Below are 25,708 nucleotides of genomic sequence, written 5' to 3'. Positions count from 1 at the left end.
GTATGTTCCTCCAAAAAAGTCTTAAATTTTGTGCATCCACCATTATAGTTCTCTTTATTCGTAAAAACAAATACAGGCAAGAAGGAGATAACAGATGAGCATGGAGTCTCTCAGAGATAGATACGGTATTCCTGAAACCAAACAGCTCCTGCCAGCGAAATGGCAGGAGCTTATACGGCAGAAATTCAGCGTGAACATCGCATGCTTTCTTGAATGACATACACGGATGATATCCCCTCATACATTAAAGTTTCATTACTTCCCTTTTAACCCAGATCGGCAATCCGCTGTCCAATACGTGGAAACAGCCCAAAGGCATTCTCGTAGAACACCTTATCATGATGCTGTTCCGGTACAAGTCGACGGACAAATTCGGCATACAGGTCGATAGGAGCAAGCGGCCAATCCGTGCCAAACAGCATTTTCTCGTAATGATCTGAATAGACCAAGGCCCGGCGGAAATGATCCATGAACAAAGGCTCGTTCATGAAGCGTTCAAAATGAGGCCGATCCCCCACCACCAGACCGGACAGATCCGCATACACGTTCGGATTCTTCGCCACCACTTCAGCTGCATCCATCACCCAGGGATCACCCAGATGACAGATCATGAAGTTCACGCCACGTTGCTGAAAGGCCAATTCATCCACGGTCAGTGGATGCGAATACTTGAGCAGCCCGTTCATGGAGTACGTGTCTCCTGTATGAATCACGACAGGCAGGTTGTACTTGGCTGCAAGTTCATAGACAGGGGTATAGATTTTGTCATACACATAGTGATGATAGTATCCGGCATAGAGTTTGATTCCGGCTACCTCAGGGGATTGCAGTCTAGCTTCAATCCGGTCGAGCTCGTCCTGAGCATTTTTTCCATCCAGCGCATTGGGATTAATGCCCACGCATTCCATGAGGAATGACGGAACCTTCACTTCCAAATCAAGCCCCATCGGGTTAGGGGAACTGGAATCCGGGAACGCTCCCTTCGTCTGCTCCGTAACCCCCATTCCAATGCCCAGAATGACGTCGTTTTTATCGAATTCCGCCTTAAGACCTGCGGCTGAGTAATCCACTTTGGACAGATCGATCGCTGTTCGGTGAAAGCTGTCGATGTCCGACAGATGAATGTGAATATCAATGATCGACATGTGAAGCCTCCTTTTCATCGGTAGAAGTTACAAAATTCAGTTTCAGAAGGTCATGCACATCCGCTGAACTCAGCGGGATTGGTCCCAGGACCAGATAGGTCGGCTCCGTCCAGACCGTCTCCCCGTGGTGAAGTGTCAGATGATGATTCACGTGCAGACCCGTCACCTGATTGTTGGCAAAAGCCCATGCACTCTGATTCGGGTAACGATGGACCGCATGCAGCATGTTCTTACGCGAAACCGATCCGACTCGCAAAAGGTCTTCCAGTGGCAGGCCCACATCTACTTTGCCTAATGGGAATCGATCTTTGCCCGGTTGTTCGATCCAACCTTCTGCAAATACAGATGAAGGCTGGAGGAAACGTTCCTCCGCAAGCGAGTAATCCGTCAGCGTCAGGCCACTTTCGTTTGTCACCGCAAGCAGCGTGCAGAGCACAGGAACACCCGGCAGCATCAGATAATGCTGGTGGATCGTGATTCCCCGATTTGCTTCATGCTTCTCAATCCGGGTAGTCAGCTTAATGCCCTTCCAGACGTTGCCGTATTGATCCTTCTGCTCTGTCCAGGAAGCGACTCTCTGTTCCAACTGGCGGCTGAAACCATTCATGCCCGGAACTCCCACTCCCAACCCGCCGTACCACGGATTCCACCACGAGCGTGGAGCCGGTTCAGGGTACGAGCTGTCCAGCCATTCTTCGCCTGCAACTTTCAGTGAGTGTACTACACTGCCGAATTCTGGAGCAACGGCGATCGACAATACGCCATTGTCTACAGTGTATACAGGTCCCGAAGAACCTTCTTCAATCTTCTGCTTCACCTCTGTTCCGCTCTGCGGGAACCAAAGAGCCGTTCGCTCCTGAATCCGATCTTCGCCCCGGTATAGCCCACGAACTTTCCAGCCACTCACGTGCTGGTGGCGATCCACTTCGTCTGGTGAAAATGTCAGCTTGGCTGAGTTTAGACTCTGCTCCGGATTGAATTCCTTCGCTTTTACCATAACCTCCGGTTCGCTACCCTGCTGTACATACAGCTCCAGCTTGCCCGCAAGCGGAACCAGTTTATGTTCAGTCAAGGTTGCTTGCAGCACATCCGGGGCAAATGGATTTCCCTCACTGAGTGTCAGATCCAGATGACTGTCCAGCGATGGAATGACCGGGTTACGCTGTTTCCGTGCAAACGCACGGAAATCATGCCATTTGGCAAACGTGTTCAGAGCAAACACCGTTTCCTTGGTTCGTGCTACAGCCCCTGGCTCCAAACGTCCCAGCTCATGCTGCAACCCCAGCGTGTATTCTGGACGAAGCAGCTTCAGGGAAGGGTCCCAATAGATGCCGCACGCGCCATACTCTTCTTTGCAGAACAGCCAGTTCTCCGTAATCTGTGAGCTATTCCAATGGTTCGGATCACCCGCATAATCATCGCCCATGTCCACGAAGCGCCCCTGATAAGGAAGGATCAACCTGTTACCATAGAACCCGAAGTTATTCATTAGAAACAGGTCCTCTTCCCAGGCGGTATCTCGTGTATTTTCCACCTCGTGGTGGAATTCGGCGATTCCATTCGCAGACAGTTTGACGACGGACTTAATCTGTAAGCCCGGGAAGTCCTCCGAGTCATACAGTGCTTCAAGAACCTGACGCTCCCCTTCGGGATAAATATTCACTTCTTTGGCTTGTTTCTTGGATAACTCTTCGGCAAACGGCTTACCCAGCTTCGGATAAGTCCACCAGAATGAATGACGGGAACCGGGATATTCAATCCACATGTTATTATCTTGCTTGCTCATATGAATGGAGAATGCACCGTTGACGGCCACCCATTGATCCTCAATCTGCCCGCCATATTTGCCCTCGATCCCCTTCATCAGGACAGAAATTTTGCTTGTAAAAGAGATCGCATGGTTCCCCACTGGGACAGCTGTCACTTCTACTTCTTGGGAATAGAGACCATATGAACGCAAGGTGAAAGGCACAGGCACAGACATTTTACCTTTGGCTGGCACCGTAAAGCGCACCGAACGCTCCGCCCATTCAAGGAATTCATCCTCTGGCAGGTCCAAGCTGAACTCCGTTTCTGCATCCACATTATTTTCCACATTCAGAATTAACTCCGCCGGGATACCTGGATAGAGCTCCTTCACGGGCAAAACAGTCTTGATCTTGGCCGGGAATTTCGGGGCAATACCTAACCTGAACTCCGCTTTCTTACCACCGATCAACCATGTGCTGGCAACAACGGGATGGGTCTTATTGTTATTCTGTTCCTCTGTAATCGGATCAAGGTGAAACTCACCTTCCACGATGATGGTTTCTCCCGGAGCGACTGTTCGAACAACGTCCAGCGCAAATCGAATATTTTTGTTATCCTCGCCCTTGATCTCAACCGCCAGATCGGACGCAGAAGTGTTCTTAATGCGATAGCGAACCTTGTAGCTGGAACCGAAAACCAAATCATGATCATCGACCTCTGTGGAGATTTCGTAATGCGGTGTTTCGAGGGCAGTCAGCCCGCGGCCCGACTTTTCAAACTCAGCCCGCAGGGAGACCTCTCCCTTTTTCCACGTATAGTCAAAGAAATCAAACCCACGCTCCCGTCGGCCATCCGGCTCGACGACAAGTTCACGCGTGCTGTCTGCATACCAATCCAGCTCCTCGAAATATGGAGCGAGTGCTTCGGTCTGCAAGATGGTGGGGATGAAATTCATCAGATGCACATTCTCATCTTTTTTCTCCCAGAAGAATCCGCACTTCTTGTACATCGGTACAGCCTTCGTATTGCCTGCCCATGTGAACAGATCCAGACGGGGCCATCCAGCCTCTACGGTCTTGCGCACAGCATTCAGGATCAGGTTGCGTCCGACCTTATACCCGTGATAGTCGGGGCGTACGTTAAGCAGCGGTACATATAACGCTCTCTCGTCATAGCGGTAATGAGCAAAACTGCAGAAGCCAACTACCTCTTTCCCATGAACGGCTAGAAAAGCATGAAGATTGGACGAACTCTCCATCTCCCGGCGAACCGTTTCCTCTGTTCTAAGGTTGGTGCCACCTCCCCAGCTCTCATTACTGCGGTTCCACATATCTGCGAGTGCGGCAGCGTAAGAGGGATCGTATTCAATAATGTGAATTTGATCGATAATCGAAGTTACGGTCATGTTCGGATCTCCTTCTCTGTATGTATAGGATGTTGAAGAAGCTAGTGATAGTCTTATCATACTATAATTGGAAGCATTTTCAGAGGATTAAAAATCTTTCTTATCAACTTATAAGTGCCTTTCGGAAGCTCTTATTCGAAGCGTCAAGGATGGACGAAGCTATTTAGATATGAAAGAAAAAATCCACGTCTTTTAGTTAGACGTGGATTTAGGAATATGATCAGCTACTAATTTTCATTCATGCCAATATAGAACGGACATTGCGTAGAACTGATTTCATAAATTCAGAGGTTGGTTCGGCATGCCCCGCAATTTGGATACGTCGTTGCCGCACATCAAGACTCTTCAACTGATCCGTCAAAACAACACCTGAAAATGGCAGGTCTTCTGGTAGTGTAACTTCAAAAGGATAATCCTTGGCTTGGCTGGTTATGGGACATACAACGGCAAAACCCGTTATTTCATTGAATTCAAGTTCCGATAGAACAATAGCCGGTCGTCTCCCGGCTTGCTCATGACCCGCTTGAGGATCAAAGTCAAGCCATATCAGATCGCCTCGCTTGGGAATAATCAAAGTAACTCGTTCCCTTCAGTGCCAAAGTCTATTTCTTCATGTCTTGTATCCTGTTTCACTTTAGAGAGCAACGTCTTTAGATGGTTACGAAGTTCCTCATTGGACTCTACAGGCTTGGTTTTTGGACGCAACAACAATTCATTATCTTCTGTCACCAAAATCTCGATTTCCGAGCCTTCTTCCAGATTAAGACGCTTAAGCAATTGGTTAGGAATACGAATTGCACTGCTATTTCCCCATTTGCTAAGTGTGGCTGTAGTCATGGCAATCCCACGCCTTTCGTTTGATTGATGCTCCAATTATACCTCACCTCCCTACAGTTGTATATCTATATGATATACATGAAACAATAAAAGGATACATTGTATTCAACCATAATATGGATCTGGTCGATAATCGAAGTTTCGGTCATGTTCTGATCTCCTTCTCTTTATGTACAGGATGGTGAAGAAGCTAGTGATAGTTTTATCACGCTATATTTGGAAACATTTTCAGAGTGTTATATTGGTGTCAGGGGCCGGGTGATATGGAGTTCATCTTGTTCGAAGACCGACCGCCTGCTCAACGCATGTCGAATGAGATATTGCTTATGTATGACCTAACATATCCCGCTGTGACGGGCTAAATCGGATATGCATGTGAGTTTTGACAAGCTCTATTCGCTATTGTTACTCTTGGTATAGGAGTGTTTCTAAACTATAAAAAATAGATAGATTTGTGGAGGGAAAGCATGACGGAGTGGATCACGCAATTTATACTTTTTTTCAAAGACTTGTCGTACGCAGGTCTCGTTATTGCCTTGTCATTTGAATTCGTACCTGCTGAACTCGTGCTGCCCATGGCGGGATATTGGGTGTACCTTGGAGATATGAAACTGTGGCTGGCTATCCTGGCTGGTACCGTAGGCGGAACGTTTGGCCCTCTGACGTTATATGCCCTGGGACGGTACGGCGGCAGACCTATGGTCGAAAAATACGGCAAGTATTTCTTGATTAAACCTCATCATCTGGACGCCTCCGATACGTTCTTCGAGAAATATGGCAGCGGGGTCGCTTTCTATGGCCGTTTTGTACCTGGCATTCGGACCGTGATCTCCATCCCTTGCGGAATGGCGAAGATGAACGTGTTCAAATTCAGTCTCTTTACATTCTTGGCCATGCTTCCGATTACCTCGTTGTACATCTACTTAGGCTTCAAATTGGGCTCTCAATGGGAGCACGTGGATGAGATTGTTAAGCCTTATATCGTTCCAGCAGCGGTGGTTTTCTTGGGTGCTTTTGGATTGTACGTGCTTTTGAAACGTTGGAAAAGAAGAGCGGCTTTGAACAAGTCATAGGAGTTAGTTAAGATACTAGTGATAGATGATAAACCGTACTAATCTACTCATATATTCATATGCAAAGCCCCACCGATCATGGCGATCAATGGGGCTTTTATCTTTGCAATTGATTTCTATATCAGTTCCTGCCTTCTTTTCAAATACACATACAACACTACACCAGATACCGCACAGATCACCGCACATAATCCAATGAATCCATATCCCGCCTGAAGCCCGCGCAGCAGTCCCAACTGAGTCGTTGAACCGTATATATTCTTCACACCTTCAATGACCCAGCCAATCACATAGTTACCAATGACACTACCAACCCCCATCAAGGTAACCGTGAACGTAATCGCCGTGTCACTGCCGTTTGGATATCTGCGTGCGATAAACGCCATAACTGTCGGATAGATCATCGCTATACCTGCACCGGATACCGCAAAGAAGAATGCAAGACTCTCTCCTCCGGCAAGCGCAATAAACGTACAAATGGCTGAGAACGCAGAGAAGATTATCAGCGACAGTACAAATCCGATCCGGTCTGTTAGAGGGCCCAGCAGCAAACGTCCAAGCGAGAACGTGAGGAAGAATGCTGACAGTAACCCCGAAGCTTTCACCGTGTCCCACGTATAGGCTTTCTCCAGGAAGTTAACGAGCCAACCCCCAACCGCCAGTTCCGATACCACGCCAAAAGAAAGAATGAGCACCATCAGCCAGATGGCTGGATCACGTGTTAACGTCTTAAGCGAGGTCCGATCTTCATGAGGAAGATCGTCCCCCGGGAATTTGCTGCGCAGCGCTGCAATGATTGGCAGCAAACAAAGTGACAACATCACCAGATACATGCCGCGCCAGTCCAGTACATGTCCGAACACACTCAACGACATCACCCCTGTCGCCAGCAAAGGCGCCACCGTTGAACTCAGCCCATAGAAGAAATGGGACAGGTTCATCATCGTACCTGTGTTTTTCACAAAGATCCGGGCACCCAGAATCGCCAAAGCAATCTCCAGCATGCCGTTACCGATGTACATGAAGAAGTATGATGATGCAAAGAGTGGATAGGTATGAGACACATAAATGAACACACCCGATAGGATCATCGATGCAAACGAAATGATGCTAACCGCCTTGATGCCCCATTTGCGAACCAGAATAGCCGTGAAGGAGCAGGCGATCAGGTACCCTAATGCATTCAGGGACAATAACGTCCCAAGCTGTTTCTCATCCAGATTGAAGTCGAATTGAATGCGCGGAATGGCCGGGCCCTTAATATTTTCCGATATGCCAAATACGATAAATCCCAGAAATATCGTTGCCAGTTGCATAGCGTACAGCTTGTTGAACTTTCGTTTGTGGCCTTGTGTACCTGCTTGCTGATTCAAAATAAGTTCCTCCAGTGTGTCTATATAAGTTGAAACAAGGGTCATTAACTTGGACACTCCGATGACAGAATAACCTTCCAATCGCTGTTATCCCCAGATTTTTTTTGAATCCCCTTCTCCAAAGGGAAAATCCGGTGATAAGCGTATGCTTCCGATGTAGCTTTCTTTCAGAAAGCTTTTAGGCGACCGCTTTGCTTTTTCAGGTTTTTTCTGTCCTCTCCGTTACCTGTTTAATGAAATAGTTCATTTTATATAAAAGGATTACTACAATTTTATTCGATCAGATAGGAAATCATCCTTCTGATTGACTTTCAGTTCCTTCACCACTGCTTCTCAATTACCTGAATGCGGTAGGTCAGGCTCTCCAGCGTAACAGCTACCAGCCCCGTCACATATTCTCGCCGTGTATCTCTTTGGATGATCAACTCCGGCATATGTTCCTGTGGGATCAGGTGATCCCGACAGCCTTGTAACAGGTCATTCCGCATAGCCGGGTCCATTGTATCGCCCGTAACGACAATCGCTGCCGGGTTAATAATCGCAATGATGGAGATCAGCGTTTTTGTGACGAGTTCCTGCAACCCTTCCCCCGTTTTCAACATGCGCAGCTGCTCTTCCCGTGACACGCCAAAAGGTAAAAAGGACACCTCACCGCCAAATTGTGTGTTCCCCGTCAGCGGACGACCATCAATGATAAAGCCTGCACCCGGAAAATGATTCTCCGGAAACGTCACCACCGCGAAGTTCTTCTCTTCCTCAAATTGCTGCTGGTTGTAAAGTCCGTAGACCGTCAGGTTCATGTCGTTACCAATGACCACTTCCACGTCTTCATATTGCTCCTTAAGCCTTGGCCCGAGCGGCTGATACGTCAGCTCCGGTACATCGCAAATTCCAATCACGCCGTTGTGCGCCACACCAGGTATGCCAATACCAATCGCCTGCACATTGTGGTGTTGTTCGATCAGATTTGCAATCAGCTCCTCTACCACCGTTACATTGATCTCATCCAAAAAGAGTGTGTGTTCATCCGCCATCTCTCCATTCAGATTGGCATATGTATGTGTGATCGAGTGAATGCCGCCATCTGTTCGAATAATCAGGCACAGTACGCTTGCGTAGTCCGCATTGAATTGATACTGACTTGCAGGTCTTCCCCCGCTCGATTCATCCGGACCCAGATCAATAATCTCACCCGTTTGGAGTAATTCGTTCAGGATCGTGCCGCATGTCGCAACGCTGAGTTTGGTCAGGTTCGCAATGGAAGCTTTTGTGCCTACGCCCATGGATCGGAGCGTATTCTTCACCAATTCAACGTTAATGCGCTTAACCTGTTGGGTGTTGTGTGATGTAGGTAACATCGTTAGTTATATGCCTCCTTTCGTTCATTTCGAACCATTCAACGAATGTTTTTAAAAGTATTTTAATAATTGAAGTGTAGGGGGATTTGGAAGGAAAGTCAATGCTTAATTGAAGGCGGAAAACGTTTGGATGGAAAGGCAAAAGGACAGCGCAGGATCATCTTATATGATCCTGCGCTGTCCTTTTGTTAAGGTGGTTTTATGTAGACTGGCTCATTTGATTTGCCAAGATGCTCTTCTCCAGTCGAACTTTAAATAACTTTCGGTTCAAATCCTGTTCCATGGCATGTAGGTGATATGCAGCCTGTTTCACCGTGTCCATGTGCAGCACCCCTGCTCGCTTGGCGATAATGTCTATGGCGTCCAATATGAGTTTGTTGCATGTGACCAGTTGGTCTACGTAATCATCTTCCTGTTGGACGAGTTGTGTGTATTGCAAAGCGAGGTCTTCGCTGTTAGTACTTGTCATGTCACCACTCCTAAAATTGGTACGCATAAGAGTACCAGATATACAAAAAGTATATGGTACGCTCATGCGTAACGTCAAGACCATATGGAAAATTTAGGAGTGATTAAGCATGGCAAAGAAAGTCGTTGTTAATATTCATAAACTCACGGAAAAACATAATATCTCGCTGCGCGAACTGGCTCGATTGTCTGATATCCGTCACGCTGCATTAAGTGAGTTGCAGTCAGGTAAACGAGAGAATATCAATTTTGCCCATATTGAGCGGATTGCAGAAGCGTTGGATATAAATGATATTAGGGAAATTATTGAGATTCGGGAAATTTAGATTTCTAAACTTATTTGAATCCAATTACGCATAAACAGTCAGCATAACCTTATTCTACAATATAATTAATAAGAGTCCTGAATGCTGGGATAAAATCATTATAGTTTGTTGAACCATCTTCGTTCTTTCCAAGATTTAACCCAACTACTCTAATATCTTTATCCCGATTATATCTTCTAACTTCTTCAATAGTAGGATTTGCTATCACCATATAATGGTGCCCTTTAAACACATCATGGAATTTTTCATACATATCTTCGAAGAACTTATCGTTAAAAGAAAAGCCAACAAAGAAAGAAGTTCTACTAGCCAGAATAACTTTTAACTTGTCCATTAAATCCTTTTCTTCATATAGCTTAGCATAATCTTCCTCAGTCACTATCATCGTTTCTTTTCTAGTAATGTGACCGTGTATATGAAGAACTTGCCCTGTTGCACTAAAAAGATTTGGCATATTGTCGATATCTTGCAAACATAATGGAGGACAGTAACTTTTTTGTTGGGAACTAAAATCCTCTATACAATGATCGTAATTTGTTGTAATATACACGCTTGCTTTAAGTTTTAGTATATCCCCTATGTTATGTTCCGTTACAAGTACATCATTATTCTTTGAAGCTTTGATAATTTCAATAATTTTATCTTTTATTTGATCGTCTCGATTCAAACGTGTAGATTTTTCTTTTAAATAGCTCAATGCTTTAAGAAGATCACCTGATTCTGTATATTCTAAGTATGTTAAACGTTGATGTTCCTCAGGAAACTTTGGCGCCAACTCTTTTAGTAGTTGAGTCCAATTTGGCAGGCCTAATGGAACTGAAAGCCCTGCCCCTATGAACGGCACAAGATTTTTTTGCTCCTCTTTTAAGTCTTGAAGATTATCGTAGGTTGGTGCATAAAAGTATTTCTTCCGTTGGTATTCTTTAATGCTTTGTTTTAAAGCTTCTACATTTTCTGAAGGTAAAGTATATAAATTACTTATATCATGTGCAAGTCTGTTGGTGACCAGTTCGCCACAAACACTACATGATTCATTTTCTTGTTCTGAAACGTAGCCAAATTCATTGTTCTCTAAATCACAAGTATAATAAATAGTTTTGGAGCTTTGTTCCAAGATCCACATTATCATTTGTTTGAAATGTTCTTCAACAAAATGCTCGTTTATGAAGTCATCACTAAATCCATGGACTTGATTTTCGTCTAAAAATCTAATTATCTTTGGAATAGAGTTGTCAATAAACTCTATAGGAATTAAGGTTGTCAATAACATTGTGGATGATCTCCTTATTCAAATGGCGTTTAGCACCAAAAATTACTTTAAAATATTTTTTTTTCGCTTCTATAGTAGTCTGAATCGTATCAATGTTTGAACCTTTATTAGGTTCAGTAAACCAAGACATAGACCAACTTTCTAAATACTTGGTACTTTCGAAATCTGTCAATAAACTATATAGAGTATCTGCATTAGCAATAGATTTATCTGCTCTTGTATTTCCTGTAGAACTTTTATTTGCTCGTGAATTTTTATAAGAGATCCTAGTTGGATATCCTTGAAGACCAATTGACTTGGCTTTTAGACTCATTTCTTTTTCATTAATGCTATTCATTATATAAATCCCCAAAAGAAGGGCTGAAACTTTTGCTTCAAGCTCTTTTTGCTGGGATTCAGTAACCGGGTTCTTACAATCGTTTAGCAAGCTTATTGCATTTGTACTAAATCTATTGATTTCAGCTCTCGATTTTTCATACAAATCTGTTCTAACATCATCAATCAGCTTATTAAACAAGAACTTACAGAAAGTTGACATCCCTTCCTGATCTTTTTCCTGTGAAAATTCAATTTCAATACCCAATGGGTTAATTACCTTCTCCATTATGAAATTATATAAGATTGAGGGAGTATTCATTTTTTCATTATCTGCTTCATCTTGCACATTAGTTGTATGTTTATGCAGTACCAAAATACTTTGCTTATTAAAGTCTATTTCCACTCCTGCTAGTAAATACTCAGGAACAGTTTCATTAGGTTTATTCTTGTGCACTCTTTTTCTCATTACGTTCCGACCAATAAGAAACCTAACTGTTTCAATCAAACCTTCTTTTTCAGTGTAATCAAATCCCGCCATAAAACTAGCATCTGTTCTTGTTACATGAAGCAAATCCATAATATAGAATCCTCGTGTCGTCATAAAAGAATGTAGTTCATTCGTGACGTTCGCTTTGAATCCATCAATAATCTTTTCAACCCTTTTTAGGAAAAGTTCTTTAGGATGAAGAGTTTTTGTAGCAATCTTATGAATATAAGTATGAGTGAGCCTACCATAAAATAGTTCTTCAAAAAAAATTTTATCAAAATCTTTCTTTCGACTTCTATGATTATTAATCAGGTTTTCGTATAGAACTGCGAAACCCTCATCTGAATTTTCGTTTATATTTAACTCCGTGTTTAATCTTTTTACAAAATTTGCAGGCTTAATATGGTCAATAAACTTTTTTCCATTAAAAATGTACAGTTTCTCTGGTTCCATAAAATGCCTCCGTTTGTTTTTTACATGCATACCTTAAAGTACTATCATCTTATAACAATAAAGTAGTATTACCAAGAGAGCATATGTTTGTTAGAATTTTACTTTTATAAATAAAAGTCTATATTTCAATCAAAACCTAAATATTAATTTAACATCTATATTTTTATCATTTATCTATAATTTCTAAATATACCCTTTTTACAGATTATTATATATCTAGAAGCAATACTTAAGTAATGCACCTCCCATTTGACCCCCACCTAAAAAAGGTCTATCCTAATAACGAATCAATAATTCACTATTAAGGAGACGTTCCCGATGGTGCAAGCCAAGAAAGACGAAGTCAGGAAAGAGATTGAATATGCGGCGCTCAAAGTCTTTTTTGAAAAAGGCTATGTGGATGCCAAGATGAGCGATATCGCGGATGAGATCAATATTTCCGTGGGCAATATCTATACTTATTTTAAGAACAAGAAGGAACTCTTCTACGCCGTCGTGCCGCCGGATCTGGTGGATTATCTGAAAAATGTGCTGGTGGAGACGATTCACTTTGACAACCAGACCTTGTTCGAGGAAACGGATAGCGAGCGAAAGTCGGCGCTGTTGCAGGAACAGGTGGATGTATTACGGAAATACCGGAATCAGATCGTCATCATTTTTGAAAAGAATAAAGGCACCATCTACACCAACGCCAAGAATGAACTTGTTGAGCTGATGATCGAAACCAAGAAGGCCTATCTGAAGAATCAATATAAACGGTATGAGATTGGCACCGAGGAGAACTTGATCCTACTGAACATCCTCGCACACAACGTGATCGACATGAATCTGGATCTATTGAAGCGGGATATGAGTGAGGACAGCCGGAAGCAAATATTCGAAGCGTTGTATGTATACAGACTATACGGCATGAAGAGCCTCAACGAATAACGCTTCTTCTCATCACTTATGCCGTGCAGACAAGCGTGCAGATCAGATCAATTTCACTTGGTTTGCACGCAAAAAACTTCATCATAGATCAGCCTATTTTTTTGATCTAAAAATGAATTAATTATTCATTATTGAAACAGACATCTTCTTTGCCCTAACTACTCACCTCACCCACATTTCAAGGAGGAACACACATGAACACCGCTTACGCATTAAAAAACGTCAATCTGATCCACGGCGACTCAAGCCGCAATCTTCAAAAAAACATGACGATTCTCGTCAATGAACAAGGTCTTATTCAGGATATCGGCCGAGATCATGAACTCAATATCCCAAGTCACTACACAACAATCGACCTCTCAGGCAAATACGTAATGCCAGGACTGATCAACGCCCACGTGCACCTCTTTGCAGATGGTAAACCGTTCAGTCTCTCGGTCAGCGAAGGCATGTTGAAGTTCGCATATGACCGAATCCTGAATACCAAACTCGGCAGAAACGTTTTGAAAAAACGCATGAAACGCAACGCACTGACCGCACTCCATGCGGGTGTAACAACGATGCGCAGTGTGGGGGAATTCTTTTACACCGACGTCCAGCTGCGGGATGAGATTAACAACGGCGACTTTGTCGGTCCTAATCTGCTTGTCTCCGGGTTTTTCCTAAGTGTCACGGGCGGACATGGTGCTCCATTCCTCGCTCTGGTGGGCGATTCTCCGTGGGAAGCACGAAAAAATGTACGGCTGAATGTGAAACACGGTGTGGATCTGATCAAAATCTGTGTGACGGGTGGCGTGACGGATGCGAAAATGGTGGGCGAAGCTGGTCGTTTACAGATGACGGTGGAGGAAGTTGCAGCGATCTGCGATGAAGCGCATAAGATTGGCCTGCGGGTGGCAGCGCATGTGGAAAGCACGGAAGGTGTACGCGTTGCGTTACAGGGTGGCGTGGATACCATTGAGCATGGTTCGGAGATGGATGACGAAATCATTCGTTTGTACAAAAATAATCCCAATGCCCTGAATGGCTATACCGCACTCATCCCCACCCTGCAAGCCACCTATCCATCCGCCTCACTGGATACCAGCGTAACGAAGGTCAGTGCAACGGTAAAAGAGAATTCCAGACTCGTCTACGATTCCATGCTCAAAGGCGTCAAGCAAGCGATCGAAAACGACATCACCATCGGGATTGGTACTGATGCCGCCATGCCTTACGTGACTCACTATCATATGTGGAGGGAGATGGACCACTACATTAGACAGGCCAACCTAAACAACAAACAGGTCATCGACATGGTGACCCGAACCAATGCGAAGATCTTAGGCGTAGATGATGTAACAGGGACGGTGGATATCGGCAAACATGCCGATCTGATTATTATGGAGCAAAATCCGCTGGAACATATTGAGGCCTTGTCAGACATCTCTATGGTCATGGTCAAAGGAAATCTAATTCAAACACCATCTGTTACAAGAATTAAAGAAGTCGACGATGTTCTAAGCTCAGTTTGGTGAATTCAGATATGTAAACATAGAATTCATCAGTAATACGTAATATTTGCTTCAATTAAATACGCTTTATCTTAAGAGTTGAATAATTCAGGCATTATGCTTTGAGGTGGCGGAATATCTTCAACAGGTTCTCCATCCAAAAATAATTCAAGTGCTTCTTTCGCCATCACTAATGCTTCTCCAACTGAATTGCCACAGGTGATACATCCAGGCAGATCAGGAAATGTAACATTAATTCCATCTTCAGCAAAATTAAAAATTGCGTAGTATTGGTAAGTTCGAACCATATGGGACACCTTCTGTTATCTAAATTTTTTCAAAAACAGCAAAAAGCCTTTCGTATTATATTCTGAAAGGCTTTCAATTCGTTTAACTCTTCATTTCCCTCAAATATATTGTTATAAGATTAATCATTCAATCCTTTGCCCTCCAGGATCGGCTGCATGTACTTCTCGATTCGTGACACTTTTGTTTTGGATTGCTTTGGTTGTGAGAAATAATAGAGATATGCCCGCTGCCGTCCGGGTGTGAGTGCTTCAAATGCATCTCGGAAAGCAGGATTTTCATCGAACTGCTGCTGAAGTTCCTCAGGAACGCTATATTCGGCAGTCTTTTTCATCTCCACCTGCAATCCGGCTTGTTCCACTTCAATCGCTTGCTGGATGTAGGCTTTGATCATAGACTCCTGCTCCACAATCTGCTCCAGGCTGGTGAAGCGAAGCTGGCGCTCTGCCTGTACATTCTCCGTCTGCTGAACCAAAATGCCGTGTGTATCCTTCAGCAGAGCACCTTTGAAGAACAGAATGGCCACGTACTCTTTGAATCCATGGATGAGAACGATGTTTTTCCCATCGAGCATATAACAAGGATGCATCCATTTCATATCCTCTGTCAGGTCAAAATCTCGAATAATCTCTCTCAACTTCGCGGACTCTTCCTGCCACGATTTTAGTTTCTTGATATAGCCGTCAACTTTGCGATTTCCACTTGTTTCTGTCATGGAGAAGTACCTCTCTTTATCTCATGTTCTTATAGGTTCAATTGTACTGTTTTTCAGTGGATTGTACAGCGTTGCTTACAGAGCTTTTATTGACCTTTCCACTTGAATTTAAACCTTAATAGCCGGCTCCCAAGTAAGGGGTTGGCTGTCTTATTTAATTTTACTTGTTGATTCAACAGAAAGTCTTATGAACCTTCAAGCACCTTATCTTCAATAACAGGCGCCGGTATTTCTTTAATCTCAACGGATTCTTCCGGAGCAAAGCTCTGGATCTCCATCGGCATAGAATCCAGGTACTTGTATTCTTCGGTCTTGGTAGAGCTAGTTACAATTTCACCGTTTTTGTCCTTCTGATAAATCACACGTTTCGTAGGGAAACCCGTATTTACATCAATGGTTACAACTTCCTTGTGGAGATTATCCTCGGAGATAGCATTTTTCTCGTTACTCTCTGTAGCAGACCGGGATTGTGTGCCCGCAGTTTCTAGTACTGTCCAATCCTGACTCTGTAATTCTGCTTTAGCATTCTCCAACAGCGAGATCTGTAGCAACTTCTCATTTTCAGCAGCAATGTTGTCCGGCATGGTCCAGGTATTCCCAACTAATTCCCCTGTCTCGAATTCTCGACCATAGGAAGTGATTTTCTTACCACCATCTTCAATAATCAATTTATTATGAAGCTGGTTATCACGGTATTCCTCAGTGATTTCTGTCAAATTCACGCGGTCCCGATAGCGAACAATGTATGATCCATCTTCAAACGATTCTTTAATATAATCTACTTTACCTTGGGTCGCCTTAAGTGCTGCACTTTCAACATCGCTTTGAGCACTAACTACAGATGGTTCATTCAGGTACATGTATCCACTCACAGATACGGCTATCAGTGGTATGATGAGTAGTGAAACCAATGTTTTTTTCTTCACAGGTTGACCCTCCTCTTATTTAGTCAGTATATATTCTTAATGCTTTATTCTGATTTTTAGGTGCCTAACATTTCATATCCGCTACATAATTATCCGTTTTGTACTTAACAACCCACTTAGTGAGGAATTAACCATACTATCCAATATGGAACTTAGTGTATTACGTTCGCATTTAATCACTTAACCATTCAAAGTGTTGATGCTACTTTCTAACACAAAAAAAAGCGATACTCTTGAGGGAATCTCGCTTTAAGTTTATTATGAAATCAGCATCTTCACATATTATAAAATATTTTGGAAGTTGAGCTTAAACAAATCAATTAAGGTTACGGCGTACAGTTTCTCCATTCAATAAATTTACAGTTTGATCATTAATTGAGATTGTGTGGTTATCAACCCATTCCAACTTAACTTGATCTGTCTTTCGCTCATAGTAAAATACTCGTTTAAACCAAAGAGGTCCTTTTAGTTCTCCTATAACTCCAGAAGACCCCATGGCCCCAGCGTCAGTTTTAAAGAAATTTAATGTATAGTTCTTGTCTGGTGAATGCGTAGTCGTAAGTAATTCTTTTGAACCCGAAAACATGGATGTAAATGATAAAACACCAAAAAGTAGAACGATCAGTACTACCGAAAGAAGTGTGGATATCCAACTTCTTACCTTAGCTGACTTGCTCGATTTATCTTTGAAACTTATTAAACTTAGGACCAAACCTATAACTGAAAATAGTAGAATCACGTAGTTTGGTGGTATAACTAACCATTTATTATTCATGTTAGAATACAGTGAATACATCGAAATAATGGACAAAAAAAGTACTAAAAACAAAGCTAACCAGCTTATTTTTTTCACTAAAAATGAACCCCCTTTTCCTTAAATAGATAAAAATTCGCGGTTAATACATCTTTCCTGCTTAATGAGATGACACATATCTCTCAATATATAAAGAAAATGATTCCTAATTTTACAGGAATCATTTTCTTTATATTATAAAGTTTAGTCGAAGATTATGTCCATTGTTAATTATCTTGTAGCGTCATTGAATCCTTGTTGTATAGCGGCTCTATCATTTTTATCTTCTGGAGTCCAGATATCACCGTTAGCATACTGACCACCATAAAACAAAATTTGCAAAGGAAATAAAAATTGTCCAGTGAACCCATAATTGTAATTTCCAATATATTCAGTAGTTACTGTTCGACGTCCTGTGTGTGTATCGGCCAACCATTGTTTCTGAGCACCACCCCAACCTGGTTGGGTTTTATAATCCCAAGGTCCACGTATATTTACTTTTGCTTTAAACCATATTGCTGTGGACGCTGTTGCTACTAATGCGGGTTGGCCCGTCGTAGCGGAAGAATAAAAAACATTCCAATAGTAACTCGTCAGTTGGTTTCTATTTGCTGTAACCATTCCTTTAAGATCCAGAATTTCGCTATATGGTGTAACTATATCATCAGAAGGATTAGAAGGTTCAACAGTAATTAAATTGCTTGGTTCTTCTCTTGATAACTTAGCGATTTTTTCGTCAGATACCATCTGAGGGTCATTATTATCGTCAATATATGAGTAGCCCGCTCTAATCAGAACATTTGTTGATTGAAGACTATTAATATAGTCTTGGTATACGTTTTCATCTGTAACTCCAAGCTTCTCTTTATTGACTTCAATTTCATTGATGTTGATCAGACCTCTTACAACTTTAATAAGGTTAAGATCTTTAGCTTTTTCATGTAATTGTTGGACTTGAGCGACCTCTATTACTTCAGAGTCTGCAGCTTTTGCAGAGAGATTGAAACTCATGAATAGCGCTATTGCTAAGATCGTTCCCAGTACGTACTTCAGTGATTTGTGATTTATAGTATTCATTTAGAATAACTCCCTTCAAATTAAAAAGTTAGACGAAGTTACTATCCTCCTTTCAACATATGAGGCTTTGAATAAACAGCTAAAGATACTATTGTTAACTCCTATTTTGGAGTAGACAATCAATTCAACTCTGGTAAAGAAGTTAAGTTAAATTACCGCTAATATATGTATTTATACATAATCTAAATTAAACATATATATATTACATAAAAATATCTATTAAATACATCGGTTCTATTATTTTACATTTAACTGTTACAATTTGTCAACAACGGCGAACTATTTTGCTTAATACCAACATATCAAATCCATAAGATATAAAGAAAGCCATTCTCCTAATTTCAGGGTAGCTTATCGAATGGATACTAAATACGAGATTGCACTTCAAAAATAATCTTATGCTCGCTCTTGTTCCTGGAGCTTCAGTGTAATGTTAACTATCGGTTTGTACGTGCTGACTGATACATATCTATCAAATCTATTTCTTGCTGAATTTGAAAACTAGATTCTCACTCGTTTTCTAAATCTTTTCAGGAAATCTCCCTTCAGAAAGCGGGTTTGATCCTTATTAGATGTACCCTAGGCAGCGTGCAATATTTCCATTGAGTTGCTCGTCAGTCATAACAGACAACCGTGACAGTTGATGGTTCATATACAGACCTCCATCCGGATTTGGATAGCACGGACCGGGTTCTTTCACAAGAAGATATGACTCCACATGTATACAACCCACTTTTACTTGCATACCCCCATTTTGCAATCATAGCTGTTCGTGTATATGATTCAAGCTATTGAGAAATACGGGGCGATCAAAGGTCTTTCCTTGGGCATCCATCGTCTTCGCAAATGTAATATCAACGGTGGAGGATATGATTATGCTTAAAATTAAAGGGTCCATAGACAATCTATGGGCCTTTTGCTTTAGTTAACATTTATGGCTTAAGCTAATATCCAGTAGTGACTGTATCTCATCTTCCAACATGGAGGAAGCTATTATCATAAAGTCTTCTGCTCCAATCTCAAAATGGCCTTTACGAAATGAAAACCCCCAATTGCGATTCCCCCGTGTAAAACTAAGTTGGTCTAACAACGTTGCAATCTTTACTTCTCGACACCGTAGATAACGGAGATCTCGGCGAAAGGGTACAAATGATTCCGACATCTGATATTGGTATATCCTGTCATCGGTAATTTGACCAATAGCGGTAAACGCCTGAAGTGGCTTGCCAGCTGATATGTCTGTACGTGGAGAATAGTATATCAGCCAGTTACCCGGAGACATCTGTCGCAACAGTGCTGCCTTACCATGGCACAACTGCGCAAATCCTCCCTCTACGGCTACATTCACATGAGAAGCAGATACAACACCAATCCAATATCTGCTGTCTATCGTTTCCAATGATTTCAATGCTTCCGCTGCACTTCTCATCCTGCAACCAACTCCCTTTAATCTGTGATATATCAAAGTATAAAAAAACACTACTGACAGGTGTATGTCAGTAGTGTTTTAAGATGTTTTTGGCTACTTCCTGCATTCGAAAGCGTAAAGACTCCGGCTCCAAGACCTCGATATCTCCACCCCAGCCAAGTAAATAGTGCAAGATTTCCTCGGGATAGCGGACACGAAAATGAAAAATCACACCTTCCTCTTGCTCCTCGAATGCATCCATATAAAAATGAATTGCCTCCATAATTTTGTCAGCAATTTCGGGTTTTGCCCTGATTATTATGTGTTCGTTACGGTCGTCAGGAGGTCGATAACTGTTTAGATTAAAGCCAGACGGCACAAGGAACTGATCCTCCAGCACGGAAAGTTCAGTCATCCGTGACAAACGAAAATGACGGATGTCTTGTCGCATATCACAACGTGCAATCAACACCCAATTCTCCTGTACAAGTGAGAGTCCATAGGGTGAAACCTCACGCATGTTATACCGATTGCCATCCGTTCCTGGCATTTTTTTCAGATACATAAAGCTGATTTTACGTTGCTCCAGAATGGCATTACGTATCTGGTTAAGGTATGTTTTCACCCGCGCTCGGGTTAAAGGTTCAACCGTATGAAGCAATCTCATCGTTTCCCGAACACGTATGGATTCGTTACGAACGGATTCTGGTAAAATCGCTTCAATTTTCCGTTGAGCCGACCTAGCCTCCATCGCGTATTCTGTATCCAATCTCTGTTCGATAAAATCAGCTCCCATGAGCAGGGATACGACTTCTTCTGCGGTGAAGCTTACTGGGGGCAGAAAATATCCTTCCATGAGGGAATACCCATGACCCGGAGCTCCCATAATTGGAACGCCAGCCTCACTTAATGCCTGAATATCTCGATATATCGTACGTACACTTGTCTCCAATTGAGCAGCTAAATCTTCTGCTCGTAGCATCTTCCTTCGCTGCAATTCAAGCGTAATCGCAAGCTGCCGCTCCGTTTTGTTCATTTTCCAAGCCCCCACCGTTTCATCATACAAACCTAACTTATTCTATTACAGTAACTTGTACTCGCGACTTCTGCTAAGAACTGGCGGAACTAAAGATATCGAAAATACAAAATTGCAAAATTGCATCCCTACTCAATGTTAAGCCTGTACTTCCACATAAATTTTTTTCGCCCAAATAAATTGATTAGAGTGCAACTTATGGGAAGGTGTGAAAAAAGTGACTTTCATTGAAAGATACGTGATCAACGATACTGGGACTATAACATTCACAGGTAATACTTTGGGTCTGAGCCGGTCCAATAAGGTGGGTGTTCCAGGTACGGGAAAAGAGTTATTGTTTATATACTTCCGCAGCTAAAAAACCATTCTCAAAGAAGGAACCTATGACTACAATGACATCACCGATGTAAAATTTTTTACGGTTTATCCCCCTCAGTACATCGCTCATTGGCACAAATAAGGGTGGTTCTCTCATAAAAGTCTATACCTATTTCACCGACCATAACATCCATATCTGAGGTTGGAACGAGAACAAGTGTCGTCGTAACTGTGCAGAAATTTCCGCTCCAAACTTCTGCTGTATTGTGAGGTAGTCACATTCGGATAAATGAAATCTTTCGACCATTGGACTAGGCGTACTGCATTATCTACATCGGCAAGCATTTCTCCTCCGTGGTCTGTTTGGATCCAATTCAAATTGCTCTGTTAGAACATCAATCTCTTTTCCGATTGTTTTAACCAATATGTCGGAGCGATGAGATTTCGTTGTTTGACTCACATTATAGCAATGTTCACCATCATCTACATTAATGGTCTTAGAATCTGTATGACATGTATGACATCTTACCCCTTTCCTGCATGGTTGGTTGTTAGTATTAAGTGAGTAAGTCCCATCGCAAGTTGAAGCCCGTTATTCTTTGGGAATGGAATCCACGACATGCTTTCATCATGAGACCATTGTTTGAGAGAAGCTCCTTGAGAAAACCAATAATTAATGAAAAAAGCAATATGCTTATTAAGATAACTAACCCCTGCCTCTGTTCCCATCGATACATTACAGTTTCCAGCCAGAGGAGTCCAAAAAAGATCATGTATAGAGACAATCCTAGTAGATCTATAACCTCATTAATAATAAGTTGCTTCTTTGCTTTAACCGACTTTTTCAAGAATAACGGATTCGTAGTAGCTTGGTCATTCTTTGCCACCTTTTTCTTAGAACATACTTGATAATACATTCGTTTGAGAACAAGAACCATCCCCGTTTTAAAAGGTAATTTCATTTGCAATCCCTCCTAGAAAGTAATTTATACACAAAAAAAACCAAGAGGAATTGTACCAAATAGACACAAATACACCTTTGGGGTGGGTTCACAAACATATGGCCCTCATTAGTCGCATGACAGAGGATAAATAAAAATAAGGTACACAAGGTAACAACTACATTTACCATTTTTGTTGATTTTACACAACTTTACGTTAAAGTACACGCAACTATTTCTGCTAATACAATGGTATCTAAGCTTGATTCCCTTTCGAACTCATCTGTTAGTTCGTCCGACGTCGCTACTAATCGTTCCGCTGCATATGATGTTTGTGCGTAAGTTCTGAATGTCAACACAAAAATAAGAAAGAAAGTTATACACCCCCTTGCAATTGCAAGGGCGCAGATCGTGGATGGTTCAACTACTAACCTGAATAAAACAAGTGCCTTTGGAATTCATTTGGGACCTGATGCCAAGTCAAAGAGAAACAGGAGTCTCTTCATAACGCTTTTTCAGTTTCAAAATTTCAGGGAGCGGTCCTCTGCAGGTAAAAGCATAACTACTACTTTTATATCGCATTTCTGTAGCTGATAGCTGCACATTTTTTTACTATTTGTAAAAAAGTTAAGAGTAACTGGAGTGACTATCGCTACTTACTTATCAGTGTATTTCTATTCTTGGAATTATGAATTACTCTTTATTAGAGAATGTAGTTCGCGGAGATTAGAAAATTGTCAATAAGAATGGCGGTGGAAGATCGAAGTTGACATACTTAGGATGAGGTTGTAGTCTTTGCGTATGCAAACAAACGTCTTTAGGAAGAATCCTCCGCTTGATGGGGAACTAATCGATACCGATACGCTTTTCAGCATCGGGTTTACCTCCGTTCTATCCTAACCAAATAAGAAAGTAGCGAACAAGCATTCGTTATTATAGCGAATGGTCCTCAAAAATCAAACGGTTGTCATTCATCCCACCACTTTAGAAATGTGGGATGAATGACAACCGTTTGTTAAAGTTTAGTTGAGAAAGATGCCCTCGGTCTGTATCTATGAATTCTTGAGCAACATAAATCGACCACTGAGCGGAAGTTCTGCTCCTTGTAAACAAAAACTTACGAGTTTTGCAGTCTATCTTTTTATGCAATACAATTTATTTGGTGATTCATCCATGTGTTGATTTCCTTGGTTTCTTCTAAACTTTTCAACGCTTCTATCATACATTCAAAAATATTAGTAGAATTACGATTCATTAAATCAATCGGTTTTTGAAAAAAGAATACATTTTTAGTGCTATCAACATTTTTATAAATAATAGGCTCTAATAAATATGAATTAATTTTTATAGCATTGTTTATCATATCAACAGTAACATGTGGGTTTTCAATTTTTTCAAGATAAGCTAAATTCAACAATAATTGCAATTCGTTCGGATTGATATCAAGCGCTTGGTAGTAACACTTCTTCGAATTTTCAAGATCCCCATTTATCCATAATATTTCTGCTTTTAAAGTTAAAAATTTCGCCTTCCAATACAAATCAGATATCTGATCTACATGTACTAACTCCTTAACTTTTTCAAATTCGCCCTCTAACATAAAAAGCCTACATTTATAAAATTCCACATAATATCTCATTCGTTCAGTACATCTATTTGAATTCAAAATACTATCAAAAATATTTAAAGCTTTGTCATAATCTCTCGAAGTCGCATATTCTACGCCTAAAAACATCAACAGATTCATATAATAATAAGTTCCTTCATTTTGAGTGAGTGTTTCTTCTAATAATTTTGTGTAAGATAATCTCTTCATTTCACTATTCTGTTTGACTAGAACATCTATATGTTGAATTGGAGCGTCAAGAAATTTTATCTCACCTGATAAATCCTTTACAGAATATGTAACTGAAGAATGAATAGGTGATGGATCATAACGGATTTGAGGGTGACTTCTAAATAAACGTGACATAGTTGACTCAAAAAACAAACCATTACCCAAATATTCATATCTAGGTAATCTAGCTAACATAACTTCAGCAGGAGCTTGTGAACAAAAATTATGTATAGTAGTTATTGTTCTATCATCTAAACGTTCATCCGTATCTAATACAAAAACCCAACCAGAGTTTATTGCATTTAAATAAACATTTCTAGTTTGATCTAAGATAGTTTGGGGGCTGAAAATTATATCGCATTCAAACTTTTCAGCAATTTGTCTTGTATTATCAGATGAACCATTATCAACTATAATAATATTATTTGTTAATTTTTTCAGATTCCTAATAGCATCTTCCAAGAGCGGAGCTTCATTTTTTGTTAAAATACAACCAGTTATTTTCATTGTTGAAAACACTCCTCATATCAATTTTTTGCAGTGTTTATAATAAGGATGCCTATAGTTTGACTAGACCTCATAAGCGGTTGACTGTGCTCATATAACCCACACAATTCCAATGTAAAAATGTACTGGCTTGTATAAAACTCAATATCAATTTTCAACCAAACTCTTAATCTGTTATCTATATTCAAGACTTCATGTTAAACACAAAAAATCTCCTATTAAAGAGAGGTGAACGTCGACTCCATATACCCAACGATTAGGAGGTCCAACGTGGATATCATAACGTGAACTACCAACCACCTAAGAGATGTCGGCTTCTTGATCAATTAAGCTACTGCCTCAAGTTTACAGGCTAGTTCCTAGACCGAATGTGTGCAATTTTATGCAAATCCTCGTTCTTCTTTTTTTTGGATTCATAGGAATTCATTTTCAACGGTAACGCTTCCTTTTGATTGTTCCCTTACTACCCTAAAATGAGTAAAGCGATGCCGAGATGCCTCATTTGAAAATAATGAGGCATCAGCATGAATAGTTTAGCGTTTCAACCGATGTTAGAACTCAAGCTGATTTTCTTAAATAGCACACACAGTACAAAAAACTTGTATACCCTTCCCTTTACCGAACTCTGTCAATTCTTCTCCCGATGTTGCAGTAATACCTACACAATTAGCCTCAATGTCAAGCAAATTAGCTATTGAATTACGCATGTCAGCAATAATAGGTGATATTTTGGGTGTGGAACATTCTATTGAAAAAGAAACATTAGATATCTTCAATCCATTCAGATACTTTAATGCTTCCTTAACGTATTCTGCGCTATTCAGAATTCCTCGTTCCAAACACATTTCGTCCGCAATTTTCCCGAGGATATTCACACATGTAATACTTGAAATTGCATTTGTCAATGCGTGAAGAACAACATCTCCATCGCTGTTGGTAAAAAATGATTTATCACTGTCTACCTCCACTCCACCTAAAATGAGTTCTTTGGTACCATTTGGATCAAATCTGTGGCTATCTTGCCCAATACCTATCTTCATACTAGTTACCTCCTGTTAGTCTTTTCAAGATTAATTTTTGAAACACTTTATGTGTTTTCTAATTCGACTCCCGGTGTATCGAGGAATCAGTTGGGTAAACTATGTTTCGTTAAAATTGA

At 41.3% G+C, this 25,708-nt stretch carries 24 protein-coding genes; 5 read left to right on the top strand and 19 right to left on the bottom strand.

Going from position 1 to position 25,708, the window contains the following annotated elements:
* Positions 1-266 precede the first annotated feature (266 nt).
* From IFU39_RS15005 to IFU39_RS14990, 4 genes are all read right to left on the bottom strand, one after another.
* Positions 267-1,145, bottom strand: a complete 879-nt coding sequence (locus IFU39_RS15005) for an amidohydrolase family protein (RefSeq protein WP_192133404.1) — start codon at positions 1,143-1,145, stop codon at positions 267-269.
* On the bottom strand, positions 1,132-4,299 hold the full coding sequence (locus IFU39_RS15000) for a GNAT family N-acetyltransferase (RefSeq protein ID WP_192133403.1): 3,168 nt from the start codon (positions 4,297-4,299) through the stop codon (positions 1,132-1,134). The genes IFU39_RS15005 and IFU39_RS15000 overlap by 14 nt, the downstream gene beginning before the upstream one ends.
* A 238-nt stretch (positions 4,300-4,537) precedes the next feature.
* Entirely contained in the window at positions 4,538-4,873 is a 336-nt protein-coding gene (locus IFU39_RS14995) for a type II toxin-antitoxin system PemK/MazF family toxin (protein WP_091013425.1), read from the bottom strand.
* Positions 4,870-5,172, bottom strand: coding sequence for an AbrB/MazE/SpoVT family DNA-binding domain-containing protein (locus IFU39_RS14990; protein ID WP_017687001.1), 303 nt, complete (start codon positions 5,170-5,172; stop codon positions 4,870-4,872). Before IFU39_RS14990 ends, IFU39_RS14995 begins: the two co-directional genes overlap by 4 nt.
* Positions 5,173-5,603: 431 nt before the next feature.
* Here IFU39_RS14990 and IFU39_RS14985 point away from each other — a divergent pair, with 431 nt between their 5' ends.
* Positions 5,604-6,209 (top strand): DedA family protein, encoded by a 606-nt coding sequence (locus IFU39_RS14985; protein ID WP_192133401.1) that lies wholly within the window; start codon positions 5,604-5,606, stop codon positions 6,207-6,209.
* A 116-nt stretch (positions 6,210-6,325) separates the two neighbouring features.
* On the opposite strand, the gene IFU39_RS14980 is transcribed toward IFU39_RS14985, so the two are convergent.
* The 3 genes from IFU39_RS14980 to IFU39_RS14970 form a co-directional block, all read right to left on the bottom strand.
* Positions 6,326-7,525: an MFS transporter gene (locus IFU39_RS14980; RefSeq protein ID WP_192133662.1), complete on the bottom strand. Its 1,200-nt coding sequence runs from the start codon at positions 7,523-7,525 to the stop codon at positions 6,326-6,328.
* A gap of 377 nt (positions 7,526-7,902) precedes the next feature.
* Entirely contained in the window at positions 7,903-8,940 is a 1,038-nt protein-coding gene (locus IFU39_RS14975; RefSeq protein WP_192133398.1) for an ROK family protein, read from the bottom strand.
* Positions 8,941-9,139: 199 nt separating this feature from the next.
* The gene (locus tag IFU39_RS14970; protein ID WP_192133396.1) at positions 9,140-9,409 is read right to left on the bottom strand and encodes a hypothetical protein; all 270 of its coding nucleotides are present in this window, start codon (positions 9,407-9,409) and stop codon (positions 9,140-9,142) included.
* 109 nt (positions 9,410-9,518) lie between these two features.
* Between IFU39_RS14970 and IFU39_RS14965 the strand changes: the two genes are divergently transcribed.
* Entirely contained in the window at positions 9,519-9,734 is a 216-nt protein-coding gene (locus IFU39_RS14965) for a helix-turn-helix domain-containing protein (RefSeq protein ID WP_192133394.1), read from the top strand.
* A gap of 49 nt (positions 9,735-9,783) precedes the next feature.
* On the opposite strand, the gene IFU39_RS14960 is transcribed toward IFU39_RS14965, so the two are convergent.
* The gene (locus tag IFU39_RS14960; RefSeq protein ID WP_192133392.1) at positions 9,784-11,004 is read right to left on the bottom strand and encodes an SIR2 family NAD-dependent protein deacylase; all 1,221 of its coding nucleotides are present in this window, start codon (positions 11,002-11,004) and stop codon (positions 9,784-9,786) included.
* Positions 10,967-12,262: a hypothetical protein gene (locus IFU39_RS14955; RefSeq protein WP_192133390.1), complete on the bottom strand. Its 1,296-nt coding sequence runs from the start codon at positions 12,260-12,262 to the stop codon at positions 10,967-10,969. The genes IFU39_RS14960 and IFU39_RS14955 overlap by 38 nt, the downstream gene beginning before the upstream one ends.
* A gap of 318 nt (positions 12,263-12,580) precedes the next feature.
* Between IFU39_RS14955 and IFU39_RS14950 the strand changes: the two genes are divergently transcribed.
* Entirely contained in the window at positions 12,581-13,192 is a 612-nt protein-coding gene (locus IFU39_RS14950; RefSeq protein ID WP_090809647.1) for a TetR/AcrR family transcriptional regulator, read from the top strand.
* Between the two features lie 194 nt (positions 13,193-13,386).
* Complete coding sequence (locus IFU39_RS14945; RefSeq protein ID WP_192133388.1) at positions 13,387-14,709, top strand: amidohydrolase family protein; 1,323 nt, start codon at positions 13,387-13,389, stop codon at positions 14,707-14,709.
* A gap of 68 nt (positions 14,710-14,777) precedes the next feature.
* Here the strand turns inward: IFU39_RS14945 and IFU39_RS14940 are convergent, their stop codons facing one another.
* The 5 genes from IFU39_RS14940 to IFU39_RS14920 all read right to left on the bottom strand — a co-directional run bounded on the left by IFU39_RS14940 (position 14,778) and on the right by IFU39_RS14920 (position 18,502).
* Positions 14,778-14,993 (bottom strand): type II toxin-antitoxin system HicB family antitoxin, encoded by a 216-nt coding sequence (locus tag IFU39_RS14940; protein ID WP_192133386.1) that lies wholly within the window; start codon positions 14,991-14,993, stop codon positions 14,778-14,780.
* A gap of 119 nt (positions 14,994-15,112) precedes the next feature.
* Entirely contained in the window at positions 15,113-15,706 is a 594-nt protein-coding gene (locus tag IFU39_RS14935; protein WP_192133383.1) for a YdeI/OmpD-associated family protein, read from the bottom strand.
* A 185-nt stretch (positions 15,707-15,891) separates the two neighbouring features.
* Positions 15,892-16,632 carry a hypothetical protein gene (locus tag IFU39_RS14930; protein WP_192133381.1) on the bottom strand — a complete coding sequence of 247 codons (741 nt, stop codon included), beginning with the start codon at positions 16,630-16,632 and terminating at the stop codon, positions 15,892-15,894.
* A 316-nt stretch (positions 16,633-16,948) separates the two neighbouring features.
* Positions 16,949-17,485: a DUF5412 family protein gene (locus IFU39_RS33230; RefSeq protein WP_192133379.1), complete on the bottom strand. Its 537-nt coding sequence runs from the start codon at positions 17,483-17,485 to the stop codon at positions 16,949-16,951.
* A gap of 171 nt (positions 17,486-17,656) precedes the next feature.
* Positions 17,657-18,502, bottom strand: a complete 846-nt coding sequence (locus tag IFU39_RS14920) for a polymorphic toxin type 44 domain-containing protein (RefSeq protein WP_192133377.1) — start codon at positions 18,500-18,502, stop codon at positions 17,657-17,659.
* A 778-nt stretch (positions 18,503-19,280) separates the two neighbouring features.
* Between IFU39_RS14920 and yidD the strand changes: the two genes are divergently transcribed.
* Positions 19,281-19,385 (top strand): membrane protein insertion efficiency factor YidD, encoded by a 105-nt coding sequence (gene yidD / locus IFU39_RS14915; RefSeq protein ID WP_192133375.1) that lies wholly within the window; start codon positions 19,281-19,283, stop codon positions 19,383-19,385.
* A gap of 42 nt (positions 19,386-19,427) precedes the next feature.
* On the opposite strand, the gene IFU39_RS14910 is transcribed toward yidD, so the two are convergent.
* The 5 genes from IFU39_RS14910 to ispF all read right to left on the bottom strand — a co-directional run bounded on the left by IFU39_RS14910 (position 19,428) and on the right by ispF (position 25,589).
* Complete coding sequence (locus tag IFU39_RS14910; protein WP_192133374.1) at positions 19,428-19,931, bottom strand: EVE domain-containing protein; 504 nt, start codon at positions 19,929-19,931, stop codon at positions 19,428-19,430.
* 67 nt (positions 19,932-19,998) lie between these two features.
* Positions 19,999-20,946, bottom strand: a complete 948-nt coding sequence (locus IFU39_RS14905; RefSeq protein WP_192133372.1) for a helix-turn-helix transcriptional regulator — start codon at positions 20,944-20,946, stop codon at positions 19,999-20,001.
* Between the two features lie 875 nt (positions 20,947-21,821).
* Complete coding sequence (locus IFU39_RS14900) at positions 21,822-22,226, bottom strand: hypothetical protein (protein WP_192133370.1); 405 nt, start codon at positions 22,224-22,226, stop codon at positions 21,822-21,824.
* Positions 22,227-23,346: 1,120 nt separating this feature from the next.
* A complete protein-coding gene (locus IFU39_RS14895; protein ID WP_192133368.1) occupies positions 23,347-24,549 on the bottom strand; it encodes a tetratricopeptide repeat-containing glycosyltransferase in 1,203 nt (400 codons plus the stop codon).
* Between the two features lie 572 nt (positions 24,550-25,121).
* The gene (gene ispF, locus IFU39_RS14890) at positions 25,122-25,589 is read right to left on the bottom strand and encodes a 2-C-methyl-D-erythritol 2,4-cyclodiphosphate synthase (protein ID WP_192133366.1); all 468 of its coding nucleotides are present in this window, start codon (positions 25,587-25,589) and stop codon (positions 25,122-25,124) included.
* Between the last annotated feature and the right edge of the window lie 119 nt (positions 25,590-25,708).

Source organism: Paenibacillus sp. CFBP 13594, from assembly GCF_014842675.1.
In the GTDB taxonomy this organism is placed as follows: domain Bacteria; phylum Bacillota; class Bacilli; order Paenibacillales; family Paenibacillaceae; genus Paenibacillus; species Paenibacillus amylolyticus_B.
This window is presented reverse-complemented; position numbering and strand designations above follow the sequence as displayed.

What these genes read in the sequence shown, in the direction of transcription:
- IFU39_RS14970 (WP_192133396.1), bottom strand. Translation starts at nt 9,409, where the DNA reads ATGACAAGTACTAACAGCGAAGACCTCGCTTTGCAATACACACAACTC.
- IFU39_RS14975 (WP_192133398.1), bottom strand. Translation starts at nt 8,940, where the DNA reads ATGTTACCTACATCACACAACACCCAACAGGTTAAGCGCATTAACGTT.
- IFU39_RS14985 (WP_192133401.1), top strand. Translation starts at nt 5,604, where the DNA reads ATGACGGAGTGGATCACGCAATTTATACTTTTTTTCAAAGACTTGTCG.
- IFU39_RS15005 (WP_192133404.1), bottom strand. Translation starts at nt 1,145, where the DNA reads ATGTCGATCATTGATATTCACATTCATCTGTCGGACATCGACAGCTTT.
- IFU39_RS14980 (WP_192133662.1), bottom strand. Translation starts at nt 7,525, where the DNA reads ATGCAACTGGCAACGATATTTCTGGGATTTATCGTATTTGGCATATCG.
- IFU39_RS14905 (WP_192133372.1), bottom strand. Translation starts at nt 20,946, where the DNA reads ATGAACAAAACGGAGCGGCAGCTTGCGATTACGCTTGAATTGCAGCGA.
- IFU39_RS14945 (WP_192133388.1), top strand. Translation starts at nt 13,387, where the DNA reads ATGAACACCGCTTACGCATTAAAAAACGTCAATCTGATCCACGGCGAC.
- IFU39_RS14950 (WP_090809647.1), top strand. Translation starts at nt 12,581, where the DNA reads ATGGTGCAAGCCAAGAAAGACGAAGTCAGGAAAGAGATTGAATATGCG.
- IFU39_RS14965 (WP_192133394.1), top strand. Translation starts at nt 9,519, where the DNA reads ATGGCAAAGAAAGTCGTTGTTAATATTCATAAACTCACGGAAAAACAT.
- IFU39_RS14920 (WP_192133377.1), bottom strand. Translation starts at nt 18,502, where the DNA reads ATGAATACTATAAATCACAAATCACTGAAGTACGTACTGGGAACGATC.
- IFU39_RS14900 (WP_192133370.1), bottom strand. Translation starts at nt 22,226, where the DNA reads ATGAAATTACCTTTTAAAACGGGGATGGTTCTTGTTCTCAAACGAATG.
- IFU39_RS14895 (WP_192133368.1), bottom strand. Translation starts at nt 24,549, where the DNA reads ATGAAAATAACTGGTTGTATTTTAACAAAAAATGAAGCTCCGCTCTTG.
- IFU39_RS14910 (WP_192133374.1), bottom strand. Translation starts at nt 19,931, where the DNA reads ATGAGAAGTGCAGCGGAAGCATTGAAATCATTGGAAACGATAGACAGC.
- IFU39_RS14955 (WP_192133390.1), bottom strand. Translation starts at nt 12,262, where the DNA reads ATGGAACCAGAGAAACTGTACATTTTTAATGGAAAAAAGTTTATTGAC.
- IFU39_RS14940 (WP_192133386.1), bottom strand. Translation starts at nt 14,993, where the DNA reads ATGGTTCGAACTTACCAATACTACGCAATTTTTAATTTTGCTGAAGAT.
- IFU39_RS14935 (WP_192133383.1), bottom strand. Translation starts at nt 15,706, where the DNA reads ATGACAGAAACAAGTGGAAATCGCAAAGTTGACGGCTATATCAAGAAA.
- yidD (WP_192133375.1), top strand. Translation starts at nt 19,281, where the DNA reads ATGATTCAAGCTATTGAGAAATACGGGGCGATCAAAGGTCTTTCCTTG.
- IFU39_RS15000 (WP_192133403.1), bottom strand. Translation starts at nt 4,299, where the DNA reads ATGACCGTAACTTCGATTATCGATCAAATTCACATTATTGAATACGAT.
- ispF (WP_192133366.1), bottom strand. Translation starts at nt 25,589, where the DNA reads ATGAAGATAGGTATTGGGCAAGATAGCCACAGATTTGATCCAAATGGT.
- IFU39_RS14960 (WP_192133392.1), bottom strand. Translation starts at nt 11,004, where the DNA reads ATGTTATTGACAACCTTAATTCCTATAGAGTTTATTGACAACTCTATT.